Source organism: Pseudomonas sp. Pseusp49, assembly GCF_059491875.1.
The window spans coordinates 5,006,232-5,024,759 of sequence record NZ_CP168514.1; the positions used below are offsets into that span (position 1 = coordinate 5,006,232).

The 18,528-nt window shown below is 58.9% G+C and carries 14 protein-coding genes; 8 read left to right on the forward strand and 6 right to left on the reverse strand.

Annotated elements, in window-relative coordinates; all coding sequences use genetic code 11:
* The first annotated feature begins 181 nt into the window (after positions 1-181).
* From ACEN83_RS22165 to ACEN83_RS22185, 5 genes are all read left to right on the forward strand, one after another.
* Positions 182-1,510 (forward strand): deoxyguanosinetriphosphate triphosphohydrolase, encoded by a 1,329-nt coding sequence (locus tag ACEN83_RS22165; RefSeq protein WP_102700815.1) that lies wholly within the window; start codon positions 182-184, stop codon positions 1,508-1,510.
* 176 nt (positions 1,511-1,686) lie between these two features.
* The gene (locus ACEN83_RS22170; protein WP_116580083.1) at positions 1,687-2,079 is read left to right on the forward strand and encodes a response regulator; all 393 of its coding nucleotides are present in this window, start codon (positions 1,687-1,689) and stop codon (positions 2,077-2,079) included.
* A gap of 247 nt (positions 2,080-2,326) precedes the next feature.
* A complete protein-coding gene (locus ACEN83_RS22175) occupies positions 2,327-2,953 on the forward strand; it encodes a response regulator transcription factor (RefSeq protein WP_007973494.1) in 627 nt (208 codons plus the stop codon).
* An 8-nt stretch (positions 2,954-2,961) separates the two neighbouring features.
* Complete coding sequence (locus ACEN83_RS22180; RefSeq protein ID WP_495578451.1) at positions 2,962-6,603, forward strand: transporter substrate-binding domain-containing protein; 3,642 nt, start codon at positions 2,962-2,964, stop codon at positions 6,601-6,603.
* Between the two features lie 49 nt (positions 6,604-6,652).
* The gene (locus tag ACEN83_RS22185) at positions 6,653-9,598 is read left to right on the forward strand and encodes an HD domain-containing phosphohydrolase (RefSeq protein WP_495578452.1); all 2,946 of its coding nucleotides are present in this window, start codon (positions 6,653-6,655) and stop codon (positions 9,596-9,598) included.
* On the opposite strand, the gene ACEN83_RS22190 is transcribed toward ACEN83_RS22185, so the two are convergent.
* A complete protein-coding gene (locus tag ACEN83_RS22190) occupies positions 9,599-10,081 on the reverse strand; it encodes a GAF domain-containing protein (protein ID WP_095966417.1) in 483 nt (160 codons plus the stop codon).
* On the reverse strand, positions 10,078-10,968 hold the full coding sequence (locus tag ACEN83_RS22195) for an ATP-binding protein (RefSeq protein WP_495578453.1): 891 nt from the start codon (positions 10,966-10,968) through the stop codon (positions 10,078-10,080). The genes ACEN83_RS22190 and ACEN83_RS22195 overlap by 4 nt, the downstream gene beginning before the upstream one ends.
* A 165-nt stretch (positions 10,969-11,133) precedes the next feature.
* Here ACEN83_RS22195 and ACEN83_RS22200 point away from each other — a divergent pair, with 165 nt between their 5' ends.
* Positions 11,134-13,455, forward strand: a complete 2,322-nt coding sequence (locus ACEN83_RS22200; protein WP_495578454.1) for a hybrid sensor histidine kinase/response regulator — start codon at positions 11,134-11,136, stop codon at positions 13,453-13,455.
* On the opposite strand, the gene ACEN83_RS22205 is transcribed toward ACEN83_RS22200, so the two are convergent.
* The 3 genes from ACEN83_RS22205 to msrB form a co-directional block, all read right to left on the reverse strand.
* Entirely contained in the window at positions 13,439-13,900 is a 462-nt protein-coding gene (locus ACEN83_RS22205; protein ID WP_007973507.1) for a MarR family winged helix-turn-helix transcriptional regulator, read from the reverse strand. The two genes, ACEN83_RS22200 and ACEN83_RS22205, sit on opposite strands and share 17 nt — an antisense overlap.
* Complete coding sequence (locus ACEN83_RS22210) at positions 13,897-14,382, reverse strand: glutathione peroxidase (protein WP_477775057.1); 486 nt, start codon at positions 14,380-14,382, stop codon at positions 13,897-13,899. The genes ACEN83_RS22205 and ACEN83_RS22210 overlap by 4 nt, the downstream gene beginning before the upstream one ends.
* 227 nt (positions 14,383-14,609) lie before the next feature.
* Positions 14,610-15,005 (reverse strand): peptide-methionine (R)-S-oxide reductase MsrB, encoded by a 396-nt coding sequence (gene msrB, locus ACEN83_RS22215; protein ID WP_007973511.1) that lies wholly within the window; start codon positions 15,003-15,005, stop codon positions 14,610-14,612.
* 226 nt (positions 15,006-15,231) lie between these two features.
* On the opposite strand from msrB, the gene ACEN83_RS22220 reads away from it, so the two are divergent.
* Positions 15,232-16,443, forward strand: coding sequence for a pyridoxal phosphate-dependent aminotransferase (locus ACEN83_RS22220; RefSeq protein ID WP_007973513.1), 1,212 nt, complete (start codon positions 15,232-15,234; stop codon positions 16,441-16,443).
* A gap of 317 nt (positions 16,444-16,760) precedes the next feature.
* A complete protein-coding gene (htpX, locus tag ACEN83_RS22225) occupies positions 16,761-17,651 on the forward strand; it encodes a protease HtpX (RefSeq protein ID WP_007973520.1) in 891 nt (296 codons plus the stop codon).
* A 178-nt stretch (positions 17,652-17,829) separates the two neighbouring features.
* Here htpX and ACEN83_RS22230 read toward each other — a convergent pair whose 3' ends face one another.
* Positions 17,830-18,486, reverse strand: coding sequence for a thiopurine S-methyltransferase (locus ACEN83_RS22230; protein WP_495578455.1), 657 nt, complete (start codon positions 18,484-18,486; stop codon positions 17,830-17,832).
* Positions 18,487-18,528 lie beyond the last annotated feature (42 nt).

The window sequence follows — 18,528 nt, forward strand, 5'->3', positions numbered from 1 at the left end:
GACGGGATGCCCCCTCTATCGAGGGGGCAATCCTGGGCGCCTATCCGGTCAATTGCTCCCCTCCGTAAAAAGTTCTTGCAAGGAGGCCTCGATATCGACGCCGCCGGGTTGTAGTTCCGCTTGCAGGTCATGACGCGAAACGGGAAGCTAGGCCATCAGTCACCTGACGGAGAGTCCCGCCTTGGATTGGCACACCCTGCTTACCCGCGAACGCCTCGGAAAGCCTCTGCACAGCCCTGAAGAACTCGGCCGCAGCCCTTTTCACAAAGACCACGACCGCATCATTTTCTCGGGGGCTTTCCGCCGCCTCGGGCGCAAGACCCAGGTCCATCCGGTATCCAGCAATGATCACATTCATACGCGCCTGACCCACTCGCTGGAAGTCAGTTGCGTGGGGCGCTCGCTGGGCATGCGGGTCGGCGAAACCATCCGCAACGCCCTGCCCGACTGGTGCGAACCCAGCGACCTGGGAATGGTGGTGCAATCGGCCTGCCTGGCACACGACATCGGCAACCCGCCTTTCGGCCATTCCGGTGAAGACGCGATCCGCCACTGGTTCCAGCAAGCCGCTGGCCGCGGCTGGCTGGATGCGATGAGTGAAGCCGAGCGCAATGACTTCCTGAATTTCGAAGGCAACGCCCAGGGCTTTCGGGTACTCACGCAACTGGAGTATCACCAGTTCGACGGCGGCACCCGACTGACCTATGCAACCCTGGGCACCTACCTGAAGTATCCATGGACGGCCAGGCACGCCGATTCGTTGGGCTACAAGAAACACAAGTTCGGCTGTTATCAGAGCGAGCTGCCGCTATTGGAGCAGATCGCCCATAAACTCGGCCTGCCACAACTTGAAGAGCAACGCTGGGCGCGGCATCCGCTGGTGTACCTGATGGAGGCCGCCGACGACATCTGCTATGCGCTGATCGACCTGGAAGACGGCCTCGAAATGGAGTTGCTGGAATACGCCGAAGTCGAGTCCCTGCTGCTGGACCTGGTGGGCGACGACTTGCCGGAGACCTACCGCCAGCTCGGTCCCGGAGATTCGCGCCGACGCAAACTGGCGATCCTGCGCGGCAAGGCCATCGAACACTTGACCAATGCCGCGGCCCGCGCCTTCGTCGAGCAACAGGACGCGCTGCTGGCCGGCACATTGCCCGGTGACCTGGTGGAGCACATGCACGGGCCCGCCAAGCGTTGCGTGCTGAACGCCAAGGACATGGCCCGCAAGAAAATCTTCCAGGACAAGCGCAAGACCCTGCACGAGATTGGCGCCTACACCACGCTGGAAATCCTCCTCAACGCCTTTTGCGGTGCAGCACTGGAGCAACACAACGGTCGGACCCCGTCATTCAAAAGCCGCCGCATCCTTGATCTGCTGGGTAACAATGCACCCGATCCTCACGGCCCGCTGCACACGTCGTTTTTGCGCATGATTGATTTCATCGCCGGCATGACCGACAGCTATGCCAGTGACATGGCCCTGGAAATGACCGGCCGTGCCAGCCACTGAGGGGCTTCGTTTGATCAGCCATTACGGCGTTCGTTTTGGCTGATCCCCCTTCAACCTCCAACAGCACTCAAGTCTCGTCGAATCGCCCTACAACACATGGCGAGCGAACTGATCGCCTGTCCGACGCTCTCGCGAAACAATCGCCCTCCCTCTGTTCGACAGACGAAGTGTGCACCATGGCCGAAGACGATCTACGCATCCTCGTGGTGGAGGACCACCCCTTCCAACTGATAGCCACTCAATGCCTGCTGGAAAGTTATGGCTTCACCCGACTGACTGCCGCCGACAGCGCCAGAAGCGCCATGCAGCAGATGCTCGGAGTTAAACAGCCATTCGACATCCTTTTATGCGATCAATGCCTGCCCGATCTGACAGGGCTCGATCTGGTCCGGTTCGCCAGTCAGCGAGGGCTGATCAGGCAGGCGATCATACTGAGCAGCCTGACGACGTCTGAACTGGATGAACTTGTAAAAACGGCCAACGAACACGGGCTGCCATTATTGGGTTACTTGATAAAACCATTGAAACATTCTGAATTTAGAGACCTGTTGAGCCTGGCACCAACATAATCAAAAAACACATATAAAAACCGACAAATGCACAACGTAAAACCTACAAACAACTTCCTTGAAAAGTGCACAAAACCGCCGGACTTCCCCGGACTTCCTAACAAGAAACCTAGTTAATACGTAGTCCCATTCCTCTTAATTTGTAGGATTTCTCCTATATTGCTGCTACAGCCCGGTCCGTTCATGCGTCCCTTCAAGTAACTGAGCTAAGGTGCGCGCTTTATTTGAGCTCGCATGGGACTTGATTATGAACTCCGTTTTTATTGTCGACGATCACCCGGTTATCCGCCTTGCCGTTCGAATGTTGCTGGAACACGAAGGTTACAAAGTCGTCGGCGAAACTGACAATGGGGTCGACGCCATGCAAATGGTTCGCGAATGTATGCCGGACCTGGTCATTCTCGATATCAGCATTCCAAAACTGGATGGCCTGGAAGTGCTGTCCCGGTTCAACGCAATGAGCAATCCTCCTAAAACACTGGTACTGACCGCACAATGCCCGACACTCTTCGGTATTCGTTGCATGCAATCCGGAGCCTCGGGTTATGTCTGCAAACAAGAGGACATCAGTGAACTGGTGAGTTCCATAAAAGCGGTATTTTCAGGTTACAACTATTTCCCGAGTGAGGCCTTGAACCCCATCCACGGAGATGAAACACGTTGTATCGAATTGGAACTGTTCAAGTCCGTAAACGACCGGGAACTGATGGTCCTGCAACTATTTGCCCAAGGTCGCACAAACAAGGAAATCGCCAAGGGCATGTTTCTGAGCAACAAGACCGTGAGCACCTACAAAAAGCGCCTCATGCAGAAACTCAAAGCCAAATCCCTGGTTGAACTGATCGAGATGGCAAAACGTAACGCACTCGTGTGAGAACCTGGATGCCCAGCCGTTTGAAGGTCTATCTGATTCAAGTGACCGCAGGTCTATGTGTGAGCACGTCGTTATTCGGAGCACCGGACAATGAACTCTACACGCTGCTCAGTCGCTCGAAGGTCGGCGCGCTGGAGATTCGACTGGATGAATCCCAGCAACAATGGATAAACAACAAAAATCAACTGACGCTCGGCACGTCGGCCCCGGACTACCCCCCTTTCGACCTGACCACCAGTGGTCAGGACTATGAAGGCTTTACCGCCGATTACGCTGGCCTTCTGGAAACAGCAACCGGATTGCCGGTCAAGGTTCAGCGTTTCGAATCCCGAGGAGCCGCGATCGCTGCGCTACAGAACGGCGATGTCGATCTGCTTGGCACTGCCAATGGATTCGAGGCTGGCATTGCCGGGATTGCACTGTCCATACCCTATGCCGTCGACCAACCCGTATTGGTGACCCGCGAAGGGGAAACCCGATCTCTCACCGATGGCCTGGCCGGATTGCGCCTGAGCATGGTGTATCACTATTTGCCGCTGGCGGAAGTCAAGGCGTTGTACCCAAAGGCGATCATCACGTCCTATCCGTCCTACCAGAATGCGATCAATGCCGTTGCCTTCGATCAGGCGGATGTGTTTCTCGGTGACACGATTTCAACTCACTACATGATCAACAAGGGGTACTTGAACAACATCCGGATGGCCAACTTCGGCAAACATGAAGCCCACGGTTTCAGCTTTGCCGTCAACAGGAACGCCCCCGAACTGCTCGGCATCATCAACGCGATGATCAAGGCCATTCCCTCCAGTGAGCGAGAAAACATCGCCAAACGCTGGAGCGCCGGCAGCGACATTCTGCTGACCGATCAAAAGCTGCAACTCACTGACCGGGAAGAACGCTGGCTGGCCCAACACCCGATAGTGCGCGTCGTCGTCAACGAAGCCTTTGCGCCACTGACGTTTTTCGATAGCAATGGCAACTTTCGCGGGGTCAGTGCGGATTTGCTTGAGCTGATCAGGCTGCGCACCGGCTTGCGCTTTGACATCCAGCGCAGTCGAAACGATGACGAGATGATCAAACAGATCAAAAACAGCCAGGCCGATGTGATCGCCGCGTTGCTCCCCAGCGCCAAACGTCAGTCCCAGCTGAACTTTACCCGCCCCTTTCTGGAAAATTCCTACGTCCTGCTGACCCGTAAAGCCGCCGACAGTCCGACCAACCTCGAGCAGTTGCAGGACAAGCGCCTGGCCATTGCCCGCGGCAATCCACTCAGGGATTACCTGCGCAGAGAGTTTCCCCGGATCAAGCTGATCGAAACCCCGGACACTTTCAGCGCCGTAGAGATGCTCGCCGAAGGTCAGGCCGAAGGCGTGGTGAACTCACTGGTCATTGCCAACTACTTCATTTCGTCGCGGTTGTTCGAACACACTTTGCAAATCAGCACCACCATCGGCACCGAGCAGGCAGCGTTCTCCCTTGCCACTGCACGGGACGCCAAAGAGCTGAACGCCATTCTGAACAAGGCGCTGCTGAGCATCTCGCCGGAGGAACTGGGCATCATCAACAGTCGATGGCGCGGCTATTCGGCGTCCTCGCAAAGCACCTGGCGCAATTATCAAAGACTGTTCTACCAAATCGTCATCGGTGCCGGTGCGCTATTGCTGATTTCCATTGCGTGGAACGACTACATGCGACGCCAGATCAAGCAGCGCAAGGCCGCCGAGCGTGCATTGAACGATCAGTTCGAGTTCATGCGATCGCTGGTCAATGGCACGCCCCATCCGATCTACGTACGTGATCGCCAGGGGCTACTGCAAAGTTGCAACGACAGTTACCTGCAAGCGTTCTGCGCCAGGCGTGAAGATGTCATCGGCAAAAGCGTCATGCAGGGGTCGATGAGCAATGTGTTCGAAGCCCGGGAGTACCAGGCTGACTACCAGCGTGTGGTGACCGAGGGCAGACCGTTGATCGTCGATCGCGAACTGCACATTGGTGGCCGGCGGCTGACGATCTATCACTGGATTCTCCCCTACCGAGATTCCAGCGCGAAAGTGCAAGGCATTATCGGTGGCTGGATAGACATCAGCGAACGTCGGCAACTGCTCGATGATCTGCGCTGCGCGAAAGAACACGCCGATAACGCCAACCGCGCCAAAAGCACGTTTCTGGCCACGATGAGCCATGAGATCCGCACGCCGATGAATGCAATCATCGGCATGCTTGAACTGACACTCAAGCGTCTTGATCATCGGCACCCGGAGCGTCCGGCCATCGATGTCGCGTACAACTCGGCGAAAGGGTTGCTGGAACTGATTGGCGACATCCTCGACATTGCCAGAATCGAATCCGGGCGCTTGAGCCTTAGCCCGGAGCGCGTTAATCCGGGTGAACTGGTGGCCTCGGTCGTACGGATTTTCGATGGCCTTGCCCGACAGAAGGAACTCGAACTGAAGCTGGAGTTTTCTTCGGCCAACCCGACCTTCGATGTGTTGCTGGACCCTTTGCGCTTCAAGCAGGTGCTGTCCAACCTGATCAGCAATGCCATCAAGTTTACCGAGCAAGGCCAGGTCCGGGTCATTGTCGACCTGCAGCCAGCAATGCAGCCTGATCGTGTGCAAATGCGGGTGCAGGTTCACGACAGTGGTATCGGGATCAGCGAACAGGATCAATACCGGCTGTTCGAACCCTTCGCCCAGGCCGACAACGCCGTTCAATCGGCCAGGGGGGGCGCAGGGCTGGGGCTGGTCATCAGCCGCAATCTCTGCGAGATGATGGGCGGTAGTCTGCAATTGCGCAGCGAGCCGGGGGTCGGCACTCAAGTGGAGGTATTGCTGCACCTGGAAGCGTTGCCGATGCAACAATCTGCCCAGCTGGCCGAGACGCAAATTGTCGTCGCCACAACCCCACTGAATGTTCTGGTCGTCGACGATCACTCGGCCAATCGTTTGCTCACCTGCCAGCAACTGGAGTTTCTAGGCCATCGATTTACTGTCGCGGCCGATGGCCAGGAGGGATTGGAGGCATGGAAAGACCAACCGTTTGATCTGGTGATCGCCGATTGCAACATGCCGCTCATGAACGGTTACGAGCTGGCCCGTGCCATTCGCCGGCATGAAAGTCAAAATCATCGCCCTCCCTGCACCGTACTCGGGTTCACCGCCAACGCCCAACCGGAAGAAATACAACGCTGCAAACAGGCCGGAATGGATGACTGTCTGTTCAAACCCCTTAGCCTCGGAGCCTTGAGCCAGTGGATGGAAAACATTGAGCCCACCCATGCAGCCCCGGCGTTCAGCCTGCACGGGCTGAAACTGCTGACCGGAGGCGACCCCATATTGAACCGCCGATTGCTCAACGAGTTGGTCAACAGCAACCGCCAGGATCTGCAAACGCTGATGTCGCTATCCAGCTTCGGGGATACGCAGGCGCTGCAGGACATTGCCCACAAAATCAAAGGCGCAGCCCGAATAGTGCAAGCCTCACCCCTGATCGACCGCTGCGAGGCGCTTGAAGCCGCCTGCCATGAGGATTTCGATCGCGAAAAAGTGGCCGGATGCTGCCAATCCATGGAGCGCACCCTGCTTGAGCTGGAGGACGCGTTACTACGTCAGATCAAGCATTACGACGAAGGCAAAATGACAGAGCCTTAACTATGCTTGGACCCTCGGCAGGGTGTTGACCCTCATGGAGAAACCCGCAATGCCTGACCCACTGCGCACGGATCCACGCCGGTTTCCACTGCATGTCCATATCAGTGTGATGTTCACCTTTCTGTTGTTGCTGACCGGAGTGCTGCTGGGTCTTTTCAACTACCGGCAAACGACCCAGATCATACTGTCCAGCAGTGAAAAACTCTTCAACCGTATCGAGCAGGATGTCCGGCTGGACCTGCACGCCACCTATCAACCCATTCGCCACCTGTTGAGCCTGCTGGCACTCAATCCGGCGGGCCAGTCCGCTGATCTGGAACACCGCCTGGCACTGCTCGAACCGTTCAGCCAGTCACTCGAGGACAACCCCAATCTGGCGTCGCTGTACCTGGGCTACGACAACGGCGACTTTTTCATGGTCCGCCCACTGCATACCCCAGAGGTCAAAGCCCTGGTCAAGGCTCCGGACATGGCGGCTTACCAGGTCTGGAGCATTGAGCACGACAGCAGCGGCCAGGCTCGTTCCCAGTCTTTGTTTTTCGACCGCAACCTGGCCCTCGTCAGTCGCCAGGACAACCTGAACGACACCTACGACCCTCGCAGCCGTGCCTGGTTTACCAGCGCCCGTAGCGATAATGAACAGATCACGACCGAACCCTATATCTTTTTTTCCACCCATGACATTGGCACGACGCTGGCACGACGCAGTGGCGACAAGGCAATCATGGCCGCCGACCTGACCCTGGCCGAACTCAGCGCGACCCTGGCCAAGCACGTCGTGACCCCCCATACCGAAATCGTGCTGTTCGATGCCGAAGGCAATGCCATCGCCTACCCCGACAGCCGCAGGCTGATCATCAATGATCAGACATCCCGCCTGATCAAGGCCGCGGACCTGAGCCTCCCCCTGGGTGCGTTACTCAACAACCCCTCTGAGGGCAATCGCCTGGATGCCAACGGCCGGCAGTGGATCGTGGCCCGCAGCAGCATGCAGGAAGGCGGCCCCCAAGGCCTGCAACTGGCGCTGCTGGTACCGGAAGACGAGTTGCTCGTCGATGCTTACCGGATGCGCTGGCAAGGTGCGCTCATTACCCTGGCAACGCTGCTGTTATGCGTGCCGCTGGGTTGGCTGACCTCCAGAGTCCTGGTCAAACCCTTGCGCGCCCTGGTGCAGGAGGCCGATGCGATTCGCAGTTTCGATTTCAATTTTCCGCTTTCCCGTCGCTCGCCGGTGCTCGAAGTCGACCAACTGAGCGTGTCGATGGCACGGATGAAAGACACGCTGGCGAGCTTCTTCCAGATCACTGACAGCCTCAGCGCCGAAACCCGTTTCGCCCCCCTGCTGGAACGCGTGTTGTTTGAAACCGTGAAAATCGGTCAGGCCCAGGCCGGCCTGATCTATCTGCGTGAAGGTGATGGCGGGCACATGGAACCCCACGGACTGATCATCAATGACACCACCGAAAACCTGCAATCCTTCGACATCCGCGGACATTCACTGGAAAACCCGCAAAGCCCCCCATGGCTGCAGCAGCTGGCAAACGTCGACAACGTCGTCAGTAACCTGGGGTTCGAGCAAGCGGGCGATCTGCAGAAAATCTTGCTCGCGCTGGAAAGTCCCCGGGTCCATCTGATCGGAATCCGCCTGCATAATCGTCACAACGAAACCGTGGGCCTGCTGGTGTTGCTATTGGCCGACAGCGGCGAGCAAAGCGATCTGGAAAAACTGCGGCCGGACCGCATTGCGTTTCTCCAGGCGGTGTCCGGCGCGGCGGCCGTGTGCATCGAAAGCCAGCGTCTGCAAGCCCGACAAAAACAGTTGCTGGACGCCTTCATTCAACTGCTGGCCGGTGCCATCGACGCCAAAAGCCCCTATACCGGCGGCCATTGCCAGCGCGTGCCGGAACTGACCCTGATGCTTGCCCGGGCGGCGGCGGCCAGCCAGGACCCCGCCTTCAGCGCCTATCGGCCGACCGACGATGAATGGGAGGCACTGCACATCGCTGCCTGGCTGCACGATTGCGGCAAGATCACCACACCGGAATACGTCGTCGACAAAGCCACGAAGCTGGAAACCCTCACCGATCGCATCCACGAAATCCGCACCCGCTTCGAGGTACTCAAGCGCGATGCCTGGATCAGCTACTGGCAGGCCATTGCCCTGGGCGGTGACGAGCAAGCCCTGGCAGAACTGCGTGATGCCAGCCTGGCCGGGCTGGATGATGATTTCGCCTTCATTGCCCGTTGCAATCTGGGTGGCGAAGCCATGGCCGACGCTGATCTGCACCGCCTGCGCAGCGTGGCTGAACGCACCTGGACCCGGACCCTGGATGACCGGCTGGGCGTGTCCTGGGAAGAGAACCGGCGTCAGGCCCGAACACCCGCCCCCACCCTGCCCGTCAGCGAACCCTTACTGGCGGACAAACCCGAGCACCTGTTCGAACGCAGCGAAAACGAAGTGATACCGCAAGACAATCCCCTGGGTTTCAAACTCGACGTTCCGCCCCACAAATACAATCGGGGCGAGCTGTACAACCTGAGCATTGTCCGGGGCACCCTGACGAGCGAGGAGCGTTATGTCATCAATAACCACATCGTTCAGACGATCCTGATGCTCAACCATCTGCCATTCCCCGGGCACCTGCGCAGCGTCGCGGAAATAGCCGGCGGGCATCACGAAAAAATGGACGGCAGTGGTTATCCGAAACGCTTGAAGCGAGCAGACATGAGCCTGCCGGCGCGAATGATGGCGATTGCCGATATTTTCGAAGCGCTGACGGCCGCCGACCGCCCCTACAAAAAAGCCAAGACCTTGAGCGAGGCGCTGGGCATCATGGCGTTCATGTGCCGTGATGCCCACATCGACCCGGAACTGTTCGGGCTGTTCATCAGGGCACAGATCTATTTGCAGTACGCCAGGCGCTTCCTCGACCCTGCGCAGATCGATACGGTGGACGCACCGGGCCTGCTGGTCAAGGCGGGCCTGGCGTCTTGATCAGCAGTCGGTCAGGCGCAGGAAAATCGCCGCCAGTTGCTCGATACCGGCCTGGTCCTGCGGGGTGAACCGCGCCAGTTTCGGGCTGTCGAGGTCGAGCACGCCGATCAATCGGCCGTCCTTGACCAGCGGCACTACCAGTTCGCTGTTCGAGGCGCTGTCACAGGCAATGTGACCTGGGAATGCGTGCACATCTTCGACCAACTGGGTCTGCAAGGTAGCGGCTGCCGTTCCGCAGACGCCACGTCCGAACGGAATCCGCACACAAGCGATCTGCCCCTGAAACGGGCCCAGCACCAACTCCTCATTGCGGTTGAGGTAGAAACCGGCCCAGTTCAGGTCATCGAGCTGATTGAACAGAAACGCCGAGAACTGCGCGGCATTGGCAATGAAGTCCCGCTCGTCCGCCAGCAAGGACTCCAGCTGCGCGTGCAGCATGCCGTAGCCTTCGAGGCCCTGGCCGCTCTTTTGTAAATCGATCATGCCTTGTGCTCCAACAGTTTCAGCCCGACCCAGTAACGGGCAAATTGATAAGCGCAACGTCCATTGCGATTGCCTCTGCCGGTGGCCCAGCGTACCGCCAGGATGTCCAGCTCTTCGCTGCGCTGCCATGTCAGTCCGGCCTTGCCGGCCAACTGGCCGATCCAGTGCTCGACGACGTCGAGGAAGTGTTCCTGGGTAAACGGATAGAACGATAGCCACAGGCCGAAGCGGTCCGACAGCGCGATCTTGTCCTCCACCGCCTCGCTCGGATGCAGCTCACCGTCGACCCGCTTCCAGTTCTCGTTGTCACTTTCCTTTTCCGGCACCAGGTGGCGACGGTTCGACGTGGCGTACAGCAGGACGTTGTCCGGCGCCTGTTCCAGCGAGCCATCGAGTACGCTTTTGAGCACTCGGTAATCGCCCTCGCCCGACTCGAACGAGAGGTCATCGCAAAACAGCACGAAACGCTGGGGCAGTTTGCCGATCTGTTCGACCACGCGCGGCAGGTCTGCCAGGTGATCGCGTTCAATCTCGATCAGGCGCAAACCGGCTTGAGCGTGCTCGGCCAACAAGGCGCGCACCAGCGACGACTTGCCGGTGCCGCGCGAGCCCCACAGCAAGGCGTGGTTGGCGGGCATGCCATCGAGGAACTGTTGGGTGTTGCGCCCAAGTTGCTCAACTTGCCGGTCGACGCCGATCAGGTCCGACAGGCGCATGTCGAGGCTGACCTGCAGCGGCATCAGATAACCGCCGCGAGACTCACGCTGCCAGCGCGCCGCCAGGCATTGCGTCCAGTCGATGGCTGGCCGGGGTGCCGGCAGCAACGGCTCGATACGGGCCAGAACGGCATCGGCGCGTTCAAGAAAAGCATTCAATCGGGAATCCACGACTTCTCCTCGGGCACGTTCACAGTAATGATGGTGATACAGCGACGAAACACAGCGTCACACAAGCGGCTGCCCCCGCGGTACAGGCCTCGCGAGAACATCAACAGGCAGGCATGATCGACTATGCTTGAGCAGCGAAAGGAAACGGAAGTGGTTCACCCTCCCATGGACATCAAATTCACCAACCGGCTGTCATTCAAGCAAGCCCGGCTGACCGTGCTGGTCGGTTTCATTCTGGGCACGCTGCTCAGCCTGCTGCAAATTGGCATCGATTATGCCAGTGAAGACGCCTCCATCAATCGTGAAATCCTTTCATTACTGGAAATCAGCCACAACCCGGCCTCGCGAATCGCCTACAACATCGACGCCGAACTCGCCAAGGAGCTGACCCAGGGCCTGCTGCGCTCGCCGGCGATCATCGGCGCGAAACTGACCGACAACAACGGCACCGTGCTGGCCAACGCCAAGCGACCCGAGGTGCAAAACGGCTACCGGATGCTCAGTGACTTCCTGTTCGGTGCAAGCCGCCAGTTCGAAGACCGGCTTTACCTGGATCATTTACCCAACGAATCTCTGGGTACGCTGCGGCTGAAGGTCGATACCTATGCCTTCGGCAATCGGTTCCTGCGCCGGGCCGAAGTGACCCTGATCAATGGCTTCGCCCGCAGCCTGCTGCTGTCCGGCATCCTGCTGGCGTTGTTCTATGTGATGCTGACCAAACCCCTGGTGCGGGTGATCCGTGAGCTCAGCGGTCGCGACCCGGGCAACACCGAACCGACGTCGCTGGAGTGTCCCGCCGGGCACGCCAACGATGAGATCGGTGTACTGGTCAAGGTTGCCAACCAGCAATTCAAAAACATCGCCACTGAAATCCGGCAGCGGCGCAACGCGGAAAACCGCCTGACCGAATATCTTGGCCAGCTGGAAAACATCGTCTCGGCCCGCACCGCCGAACTCAAGGCGATCAACGCCCGGCTGAGCCAATCCAACGAGGAACTGGAAGCCGCGCGCAGCACCGCCCTCGACATGGCCGAAGCCCGCTCGGTGTTCCTGGCCAACATGAGCCATGAAATCCGCACGCCCCTCAATGGCTTGCTCGGGATGATCGCGCTGTCCCTCGACGGACCGCTGAATGCCGAACAACAGCAACAGCTGTCGATCGCCCATGACTCGGGCAAGGTACTGGTGGAACTGCTCAACGATATCCTCGATTTATCGAAATTCGATGCCGGTCAGCTCGAGCTCGAGCACATCCCCTTCGATCTCGGATCGCTGATCGAGGACACCGCCAACCTGCTGTCGCAAAACGCCGCCCCCAGCGTCGAACTGACCTGCCTGATCGATCCGCATTTCCCGGCACTGGTGCTCGGCGATCCGACCCGGGTGCGGCAGATCGTCAGTAACCTGCTGTCCAACGCCCTCAAGTTCACCCGATTCGGGCGTGTCGACGTGCGCCTGTCAACGTTCGGGGACGGCGTCAGAATCGAAGTGTGCGACACCGGCATCGGCATCCCTCAGGAAGCCCAGGCCAGGATCTTCCAGCCTTTCACCCAGGCCGGTGCCGGTATTACCCGCCAATTTGGCGGCACCGGGCTGGGCCTGGCGCTGACCTGCAACCTTTGCGAAGCCATGCAGGGGCGCCTGACGATCAGCTCCGAAGCGGGTTTTGGCAGTCAGTTCTGCGCCGATCTGCCATTACCCAGCCATACCCGCGCAATGCCTGCTGTTGCGCTCAATGGCAAAGTCATCGCCATCACGGCCGCCAGCAGCGGGCTGAGTGAACTGCTGAACAGCCTGTTGCCTGGCTGGGGGCTGGACTATGAACGGCGCTCCATGGATGACTCACTGCTTGGCCTGGCAGCCGACGTGCTCATCACCGACTGCCCCGAATGCCTGTTCAATTTGCGCCCGGCCCTCAGCGCGCCGATCCTGCTGATCACCGCGTATGGCAATTTCATGCCCAGCGAAGAGGTAAACGCCCTCGCCCCCTTGCAACAACAGGCACGCCCCCTGGCCCGCAATACGCTCTATCAGTGCTTGCGGCGGATCCTGCAACCGGAAATCCACCCGATCAACGATGTCCGGCACGAAACGCAGAGCCCGCTACGCCGCGGACGCGTGTTGCTGGTGGAAGACAATCCGGTGAACCAACTGGTGGCCAAAGGCATGCTCGGCAAACTCGGCTGCGAGGTGACCACCGCGGCCCATGGTGCCGAGGCCCTGGATCAACTCGAACAACGGGAGTTCGACCTGGTGCTGATGGACTGCAACATGCCGGTGATGGACGGCTATGAAGCCAGCCGGCAGATCCGCCGCAGCGGACGCTGGCCCCAACTGCCCATCGTCGCCCTGACGGCCAACGCCATGTCGGAGGAGCGCGAACGCTGTCGTGCCGCGGGCATGAGCGACTACCTGGCCAAACCGTTCCGGCGCGAAGAACTGGCCGCCCTGCTGGATTTGTGGATCCCCGCTACGACAGCGCCCTGATCTGTCCCAACAGGTGGTCGAGACCATCGCGCAAGTCGTTGAGACGATTCAGGTCGACCCCGCTGTCGCACAACAACCGCGCCTTGAGTGGCCCGACCTGATCGCGCAAGGCCGTTCCGGCGGGCGACAGGCTCAGGTGCACTTCACGCTCATCACGCGCCGAACGCTGACGCTGCACCAGTTGCAGTTGTTCGAGGCGCTTGAGCAACGGTGTCAGCGTGCCGGAATCCAGGGCCAGGCGCTCACCCAGTGCCTTCACGGTCGGTTGCTCGGGGGCTGCTTCCTGCCACTCCCACAGCACCAGCATCGCCAGGTACTGAGGGTACGTCAGGCCCAACTGATCGAGCATTGGCTTGTAGGCGCGAATGACCGCACGGGAAGCTGCGTACAGCTTGAAACACAGCTGGCTGTCGAGCTTCAGGGAATCGACGGACAAGGTGTTCATTTGAGCAGGGCTTCGATCTCGCGGGTCAGGTCCTGCGGCTTGGTCGCCGGGGCGAAGCGCTTGACCAGTTGCCCGTCCTTGCCGATCAGGAACTTGGTGAAGTTCCACTTGATGCCCTGGGAACCCAGTACACCCGGAGCGCGCTTTTTCAACTGCACGAACAGGGGATGGGCGCCGGCGCCGTTGACGTCGATCTTTTTGAACAGCGGGAAGCTGACACCGAAGTTCAGTTCGCAGAATTCGGAGATCGCCCCTTCATTGCCCGGCTCTTGCTTGCCGAACTGATTGCAGGGAAAACCGAGCACCACCAGGCCCTGGTCCTTGTAGGTCTGCCACAACTCCTCCAGGCCTTTGTATTGCGGAGTGAAACCGCACTTGCTGGCCGTGTTGACCACCAGCACGGCCTTGCCGGCGAAATCCGCCAGGGTCTTTTGCTCTCCCTTGATCGTGGTGCAAGGGATGCTCAGCAGGTTGTCGCTCATGTTTGAAGTTCCGAGTGAATGCCAGAGCCAACAAAATAGCGAGCAATTGAATTGTGTGCAATTTAATTAATCAGCTCAGGCCAGCTGTCCGGCACGCAACCCTGTAGGAGCTGCCGCAGGCTGCGATCTTTTGATTTTGTTTTTTCTGGATCGCAGAAGATCAAGATCAAAGGATCGCAGCCTGCGGCAGCTCCTACAGGTTCAGCGCATGGTCCGTTCGCTTCGGATCAGTCGCGGGGAACGAGGTCCAGGCACACCGAGTTGATGCAATAACGCAGGCCGGTCGGCGGTGGGCCATCCGGGAACACGTGGCCAAGGTGCGCGTCGCATTTGGCGCAGACCACTTCGGTGCGGATCATGCCGTGGCTGACATCACGGATCTCGGTCATGGCACTGTCGCCGATCGGCGCGTAGAAACTCGGCCAGCCGCAGCCGGAATCGAATTTGGTCCTGGAGTCGAACAGCGGTTCGCTACAGCAGATGCAGTGGTAGACACCGTCGGTTTTGGTGGCGTTGTATTTACCGGAAAACGGACGTTCGGTGCCTTTGAGGCGGCACACGTTGTACTGCTCTGGATCGAGCATCGCCTTCCATTCTTCCAGGGTTTTTTCCAACTTTTCCATCATCACACCTCAGCGGCTGAAAAAGCCCGATCTGTACCTTTTCCACGGATCGGGCGGCACGTATGATTGCGCCTCGTCAAACGCCAGTCTGGCAGCCAGACCACGCGCATTCAAACGGAAATATGGGTGCTGCATCTCAAGGCGCCGGGCCTGTGTGAATACGCAGGATTCCCAGCACGGCTGTCCAAACGCCGTCTGGATCGTTCATTTTCGGGAACACATCGCCATGCAGGTCAGCAAATCGAACAAGCTCGCCAACGTCTGCTACGACATTCGCGGCCCGGTGCTCAAGCACGCCAAGCGCCTGGAAGAGGAAGGCCATCGCATCCTCAAGCTGAACATCGGCAACCCGGCGCCTTTTGGTTTCGAAGCGCCGGATGAGATCCTCCAGGACGTGATCCGCAACCTGCCGACCGCCCAGGGTTATAGCGACTCCAAGGGCCTGTTCAGTGCGCGCAAGGCCGTGATGCAGTATTACCAGCAAAAGCAGGTAGAAGGCGTCGGCATTGAAGACATCTACCTGGGCAACGGTGTTTCCGAACTGATCGTGATGTCGATGCAGGCCCTGCTCAACAATGGCGACGAAGTGCTGGTGCCTGCGCCAGACTACCCGCTATGGACCGCCGCCGTGAGCCTGTCCGGCGGTAATCCGGTGCATTACCTGTGCGACGAGCAAGCCAACTGGTGGCCGGACCTGGCCGACATCAAGGCCAAGATCACCCCGAACACCAAGGCCCTGGTGATCATCAACCCGAACAACCCGACTGGCGCCGTGTATTCGAAGGAAGTGCTGCTGGGCATGCTGGAACTGGCCCGCCAGCACAACCTGGTGGTGTTCTCCGACGAGATCTACGACAAGATCCTCTACGACGATGCCGTGCACATCTGCACCGCCTCCCTGGCGCCGGACCTGCTGTGCCTGACCTTCAACGGTCTGTCCAAGTCCTATCGCGTGGCCGGTTTCCGTTCCGGCTGGATCGCCATTTCCGGTCCGAAACACCACGCCCAGAGCTACATCGAAGGCATCGACATGCTGGCGAACATGCGCCTGTGCGCCAACGTGCCGAGCCAGCATGCGATCCAGACCGCCCTGGGCGGCTACCAGAGCATCAATGACCTGGTGCTGCCGCAAGGTCGCCTGCTCGAACAGCGCAACCGCACCTGGGAACTGCTCAACGACATTCCGGGCGTGAGCTGCGTCAAGCCGATGGGCGCGCTGTACGCTTTCCCGCGCATCGACCCGAAAGTCTGCCCGATCCACAACGACGAGAAATTCGTCCTCGACCTGCTGCTCTCCGAAAAGCTGCTGGTGGTTCAAGGCACTGCATTCAACTGGCCATGGCCAGACCACTTCCGCGTCGTGACCCTGCCACGTGTCGATGACCTGGAGATGGCCATCGGACGCATCGGCGGCTTCCTCAAGTCCTACCGCCAGTAAGCGCCCACCACCGTGCGACACGCCTGCCCGTCGCACGGTGACTTTCATCCGGCAACATTTGTTTGCATTGCGTCACAAGCAGTCGTCTTGCCCGCTGCCGGACAACGCCGTGCCTGCTCGCGCCTAACAAAGGCGGGGCCTTCGACATGAATTGACTGACAAACACTTCCTGCACTCGCGTCGGAAACGCCCTGCAAGCAGCTAGACTATTGCCGTAGGACACAGTTTGAAATAGTCACCCGGTTGAATACCCCGGTGCAGCACCTTATATACCCCGCAGTACGCTACATCTTTAGCATGAGGAGATTTCTACAACCATGATGCGCATCCTGCTGTTCTTGGCCACTAACCTGGCGGTCGTGCTGATTGCCAGCATCACCCTGAGCCTTTTCGGCTTCAACGGGTTCATGGCGGCCAATGGGGTTGACCTCAACCTCAATCAGCTGCTGATTTTCTGTGCGGTCTTTGGTTTCGCCGGTTCACTGTTCTCGCTGTTCATCTCCAAGTGGATGGCGAAGATGAGCACCAGCACCCAGATCATCACCCAGCCACGCACCCGTCACGAGCAATGGCTGCTGCAAACTGTCGAGCAACTGTCCCGCGAAGCCGGGATCAAGATGCCCGAAGTCGGTATTTTCCCCGCCTACGAGGCGAACGCCTTCGCCACCGGCTGGAACAAGAACGACGCACTGGTCGCCGTAAGCCAGGGCTTGCTCGAGCGCTTTTCACCCGATGAAGTGAAAGCCGTCCTGGCCCACGAAATCGGCCACGTGGCCAATGGCGACATGGTTACCCTGGCACTGATCCAGGGCGTGGTGAACACCTTCGTGATGTTCTTCGCCCGGATCATCGGCAATTTCGTCGACAAGGTGATCTTCAAGAACGAAGAAGGCCAGGGCATTGCCTACTACGTGGCGACCATCTTCGCCGAACTGGTTCTGGGCATCCTGGCCAGCGCCATCGTCATGTGGTTCTCGCGCAAGCGCGAATTCCGTGCCGACGAAGCCGGTGCAAACCTGGCCGGCACCGCCGCGATGATTGGCGCCCTGCAACGCCTGCGGGCGGAACAAGGCCTGCCGGTGCATATGCCCGACACCCTGAACGCCTTCGGCATCAATGGTGGCATCAAGCAAGGGTTCGCCCGCATGTTCATGAGCCACCCGCCACTGGAAGAGCGTATCGACGCCCTGGCTCGTCGCCGCGGCTAAGAGGTTCCACCGCAAATGAAAAGGCCCGCAGCGATGCGGGCCTTTTTTTTGTCTGTTCAAAAGCTTCAGTGCCTTTCAGGGCCCCTTCGCGGGCAAGCCCGCTCCCACAGGATCTGTGAACGCCTCAGATCATTGTGGGAGCGGGCTTGCCCGCGAAGAGGCCTGGACTAACAACTAATTACTGACTGGAGATCCGATATACCCGCTCCTCCAGCCGCGTGACCCCTGCATCAAGAAACTTCCCGCTGTCGCTCAACACATCCTGATCTTCCAGGATCTTCAGCGCCCATGAGTCCCCGAACAACCGCCGCACCTCATCATCGAGCACAGCAAACGGGGGACCGGGCATTTGCGCCTGATCATAGTCCAGGGTGATCACCAGACCATGGGACTCCTTCGGCAGTATCCGCTTCAAGTGAGCGGCATAGCGCTCTCGCATTTCCGCCGGCAACGCAATCAACGCGGCGCGATCATAGAGCGCGGAGCAATCAGCCGTGTCACCGGCCGTCAGCTCAAAGAAATTGCCGCACCAAAGTTCGATGGAGCCTGCCCGATAGACCTTGAACGGCCCCTGCTCACTGACGGCCGGATCAAAGCCATGCTCGCTGAAAAACTCCTCGATGGCTTTTTCCGACAATTCGACTCCCAGGACCTCATGGCCTTGATGGGCGAGCCAAAGCAAATCCAGGCTTTTTCCACATAAGGGCACCAACACGCGCGCCCCCTCTTCAAGGCTTAACGCTGGCCAGAACCGCTTCAGATGAGGGTTCACCTGCGGCAGGTGAAAGCCGATCTGATTCGCCGCCCATTTCTTGTGCCAAAACTCCGGCTGCATAAATAACCCCGAAAATTCGATCAAAACACCCTAAAACTTATA

Excerpts from the sequence above, each read along its gene's own strand:
- ACEN83_RS22205 (WP_007973507.1), bottom strand. The coding sequence starts at position 13,900 with ATGAACACCTTGTCCGTCGATTCCCTGAAGCTCGACAGCCAGCTGTGT.
- ACEN83_RS22190 (WP_095966417.1), bottom strand. The coding sequence starts at position 10,081 with ATGATCGATTTACAAAAGAGCGGCCAGGGCCTCGAAGGCTACGGCATG.
- ACEN83_RS22175 (WP_007973494.1), top strand. The coding sequence starts at position 2,327 with ATGAACTCCGTTTTTATTGTCGACGATCACCCGGTTATCCGCCTTGCC.
- htpX (WP_007973520.1), top strand. The coding sequence starts at position 16,761 with ATGATGCGCATCCTGCTGTTCTTGGCCACTAACCTGGCGGTCGTGCTG.
- ACEN83_RS22170 (WP_116580083.1), top strand. The coding sequence starts at position 1,687 with ATGGCCGAAGACGATCTACGCATCCTCGTGGTGGAGGACCACCCCTTC.
- ACEN83_RS22185 (WP_495578452.1), top strand. The coding sequence starts at position 6,653 with ATGCCTGACCCACTGCGCACGGATCCACGCCGGTTTCCACTGCATGTC.
- ACEN83_RS22220 (WP_007973513.1), top strand. The coding sequence starts at position 15,232 with ATGCAGGTCAGCAAATCGAACAAGCTCGCCAACGTCTGCTACGACATT.
- ACEN83_RS22210 (WP_477775057.1), bottom strand. The coding sequence starts at position 14,382 with ATGAGCGACAACCTGCTGAGCATCCCTTGCACCACGATCAAGGGAGAG.
- ACEN83_RS22200 (WP_495578454.1), top strand. The coding sequence starts at position 11,134 with ATGGACATCAAATTCACCAACCGGCTGTCATTCAAGCAAGCCCGGCTG.
- msrB (WP_007973511.1), bottom strand. The coding sequence starts at position 15,005 with ATGGAAAAGTTGGAAAAAACCCTGGAAGAATGGAAGGCGATGCTCGAT.
- ACEN83_RS22180 (WP_495578451.1), top strand. The coding sequence starts at position 2,962 with ATGCCCAGCCGTTTGAAGGTCTATCTGATTCAAGTGACCGCAGGTCTA.
- ACEN83_RS22230 (WP_495578455.1), bottom strand. The coding sequence starts at position 18,486 with ATGCAGCCGGAGTTTTGGCACAAGAAATGGGCGGCGAATCAGATCGGC.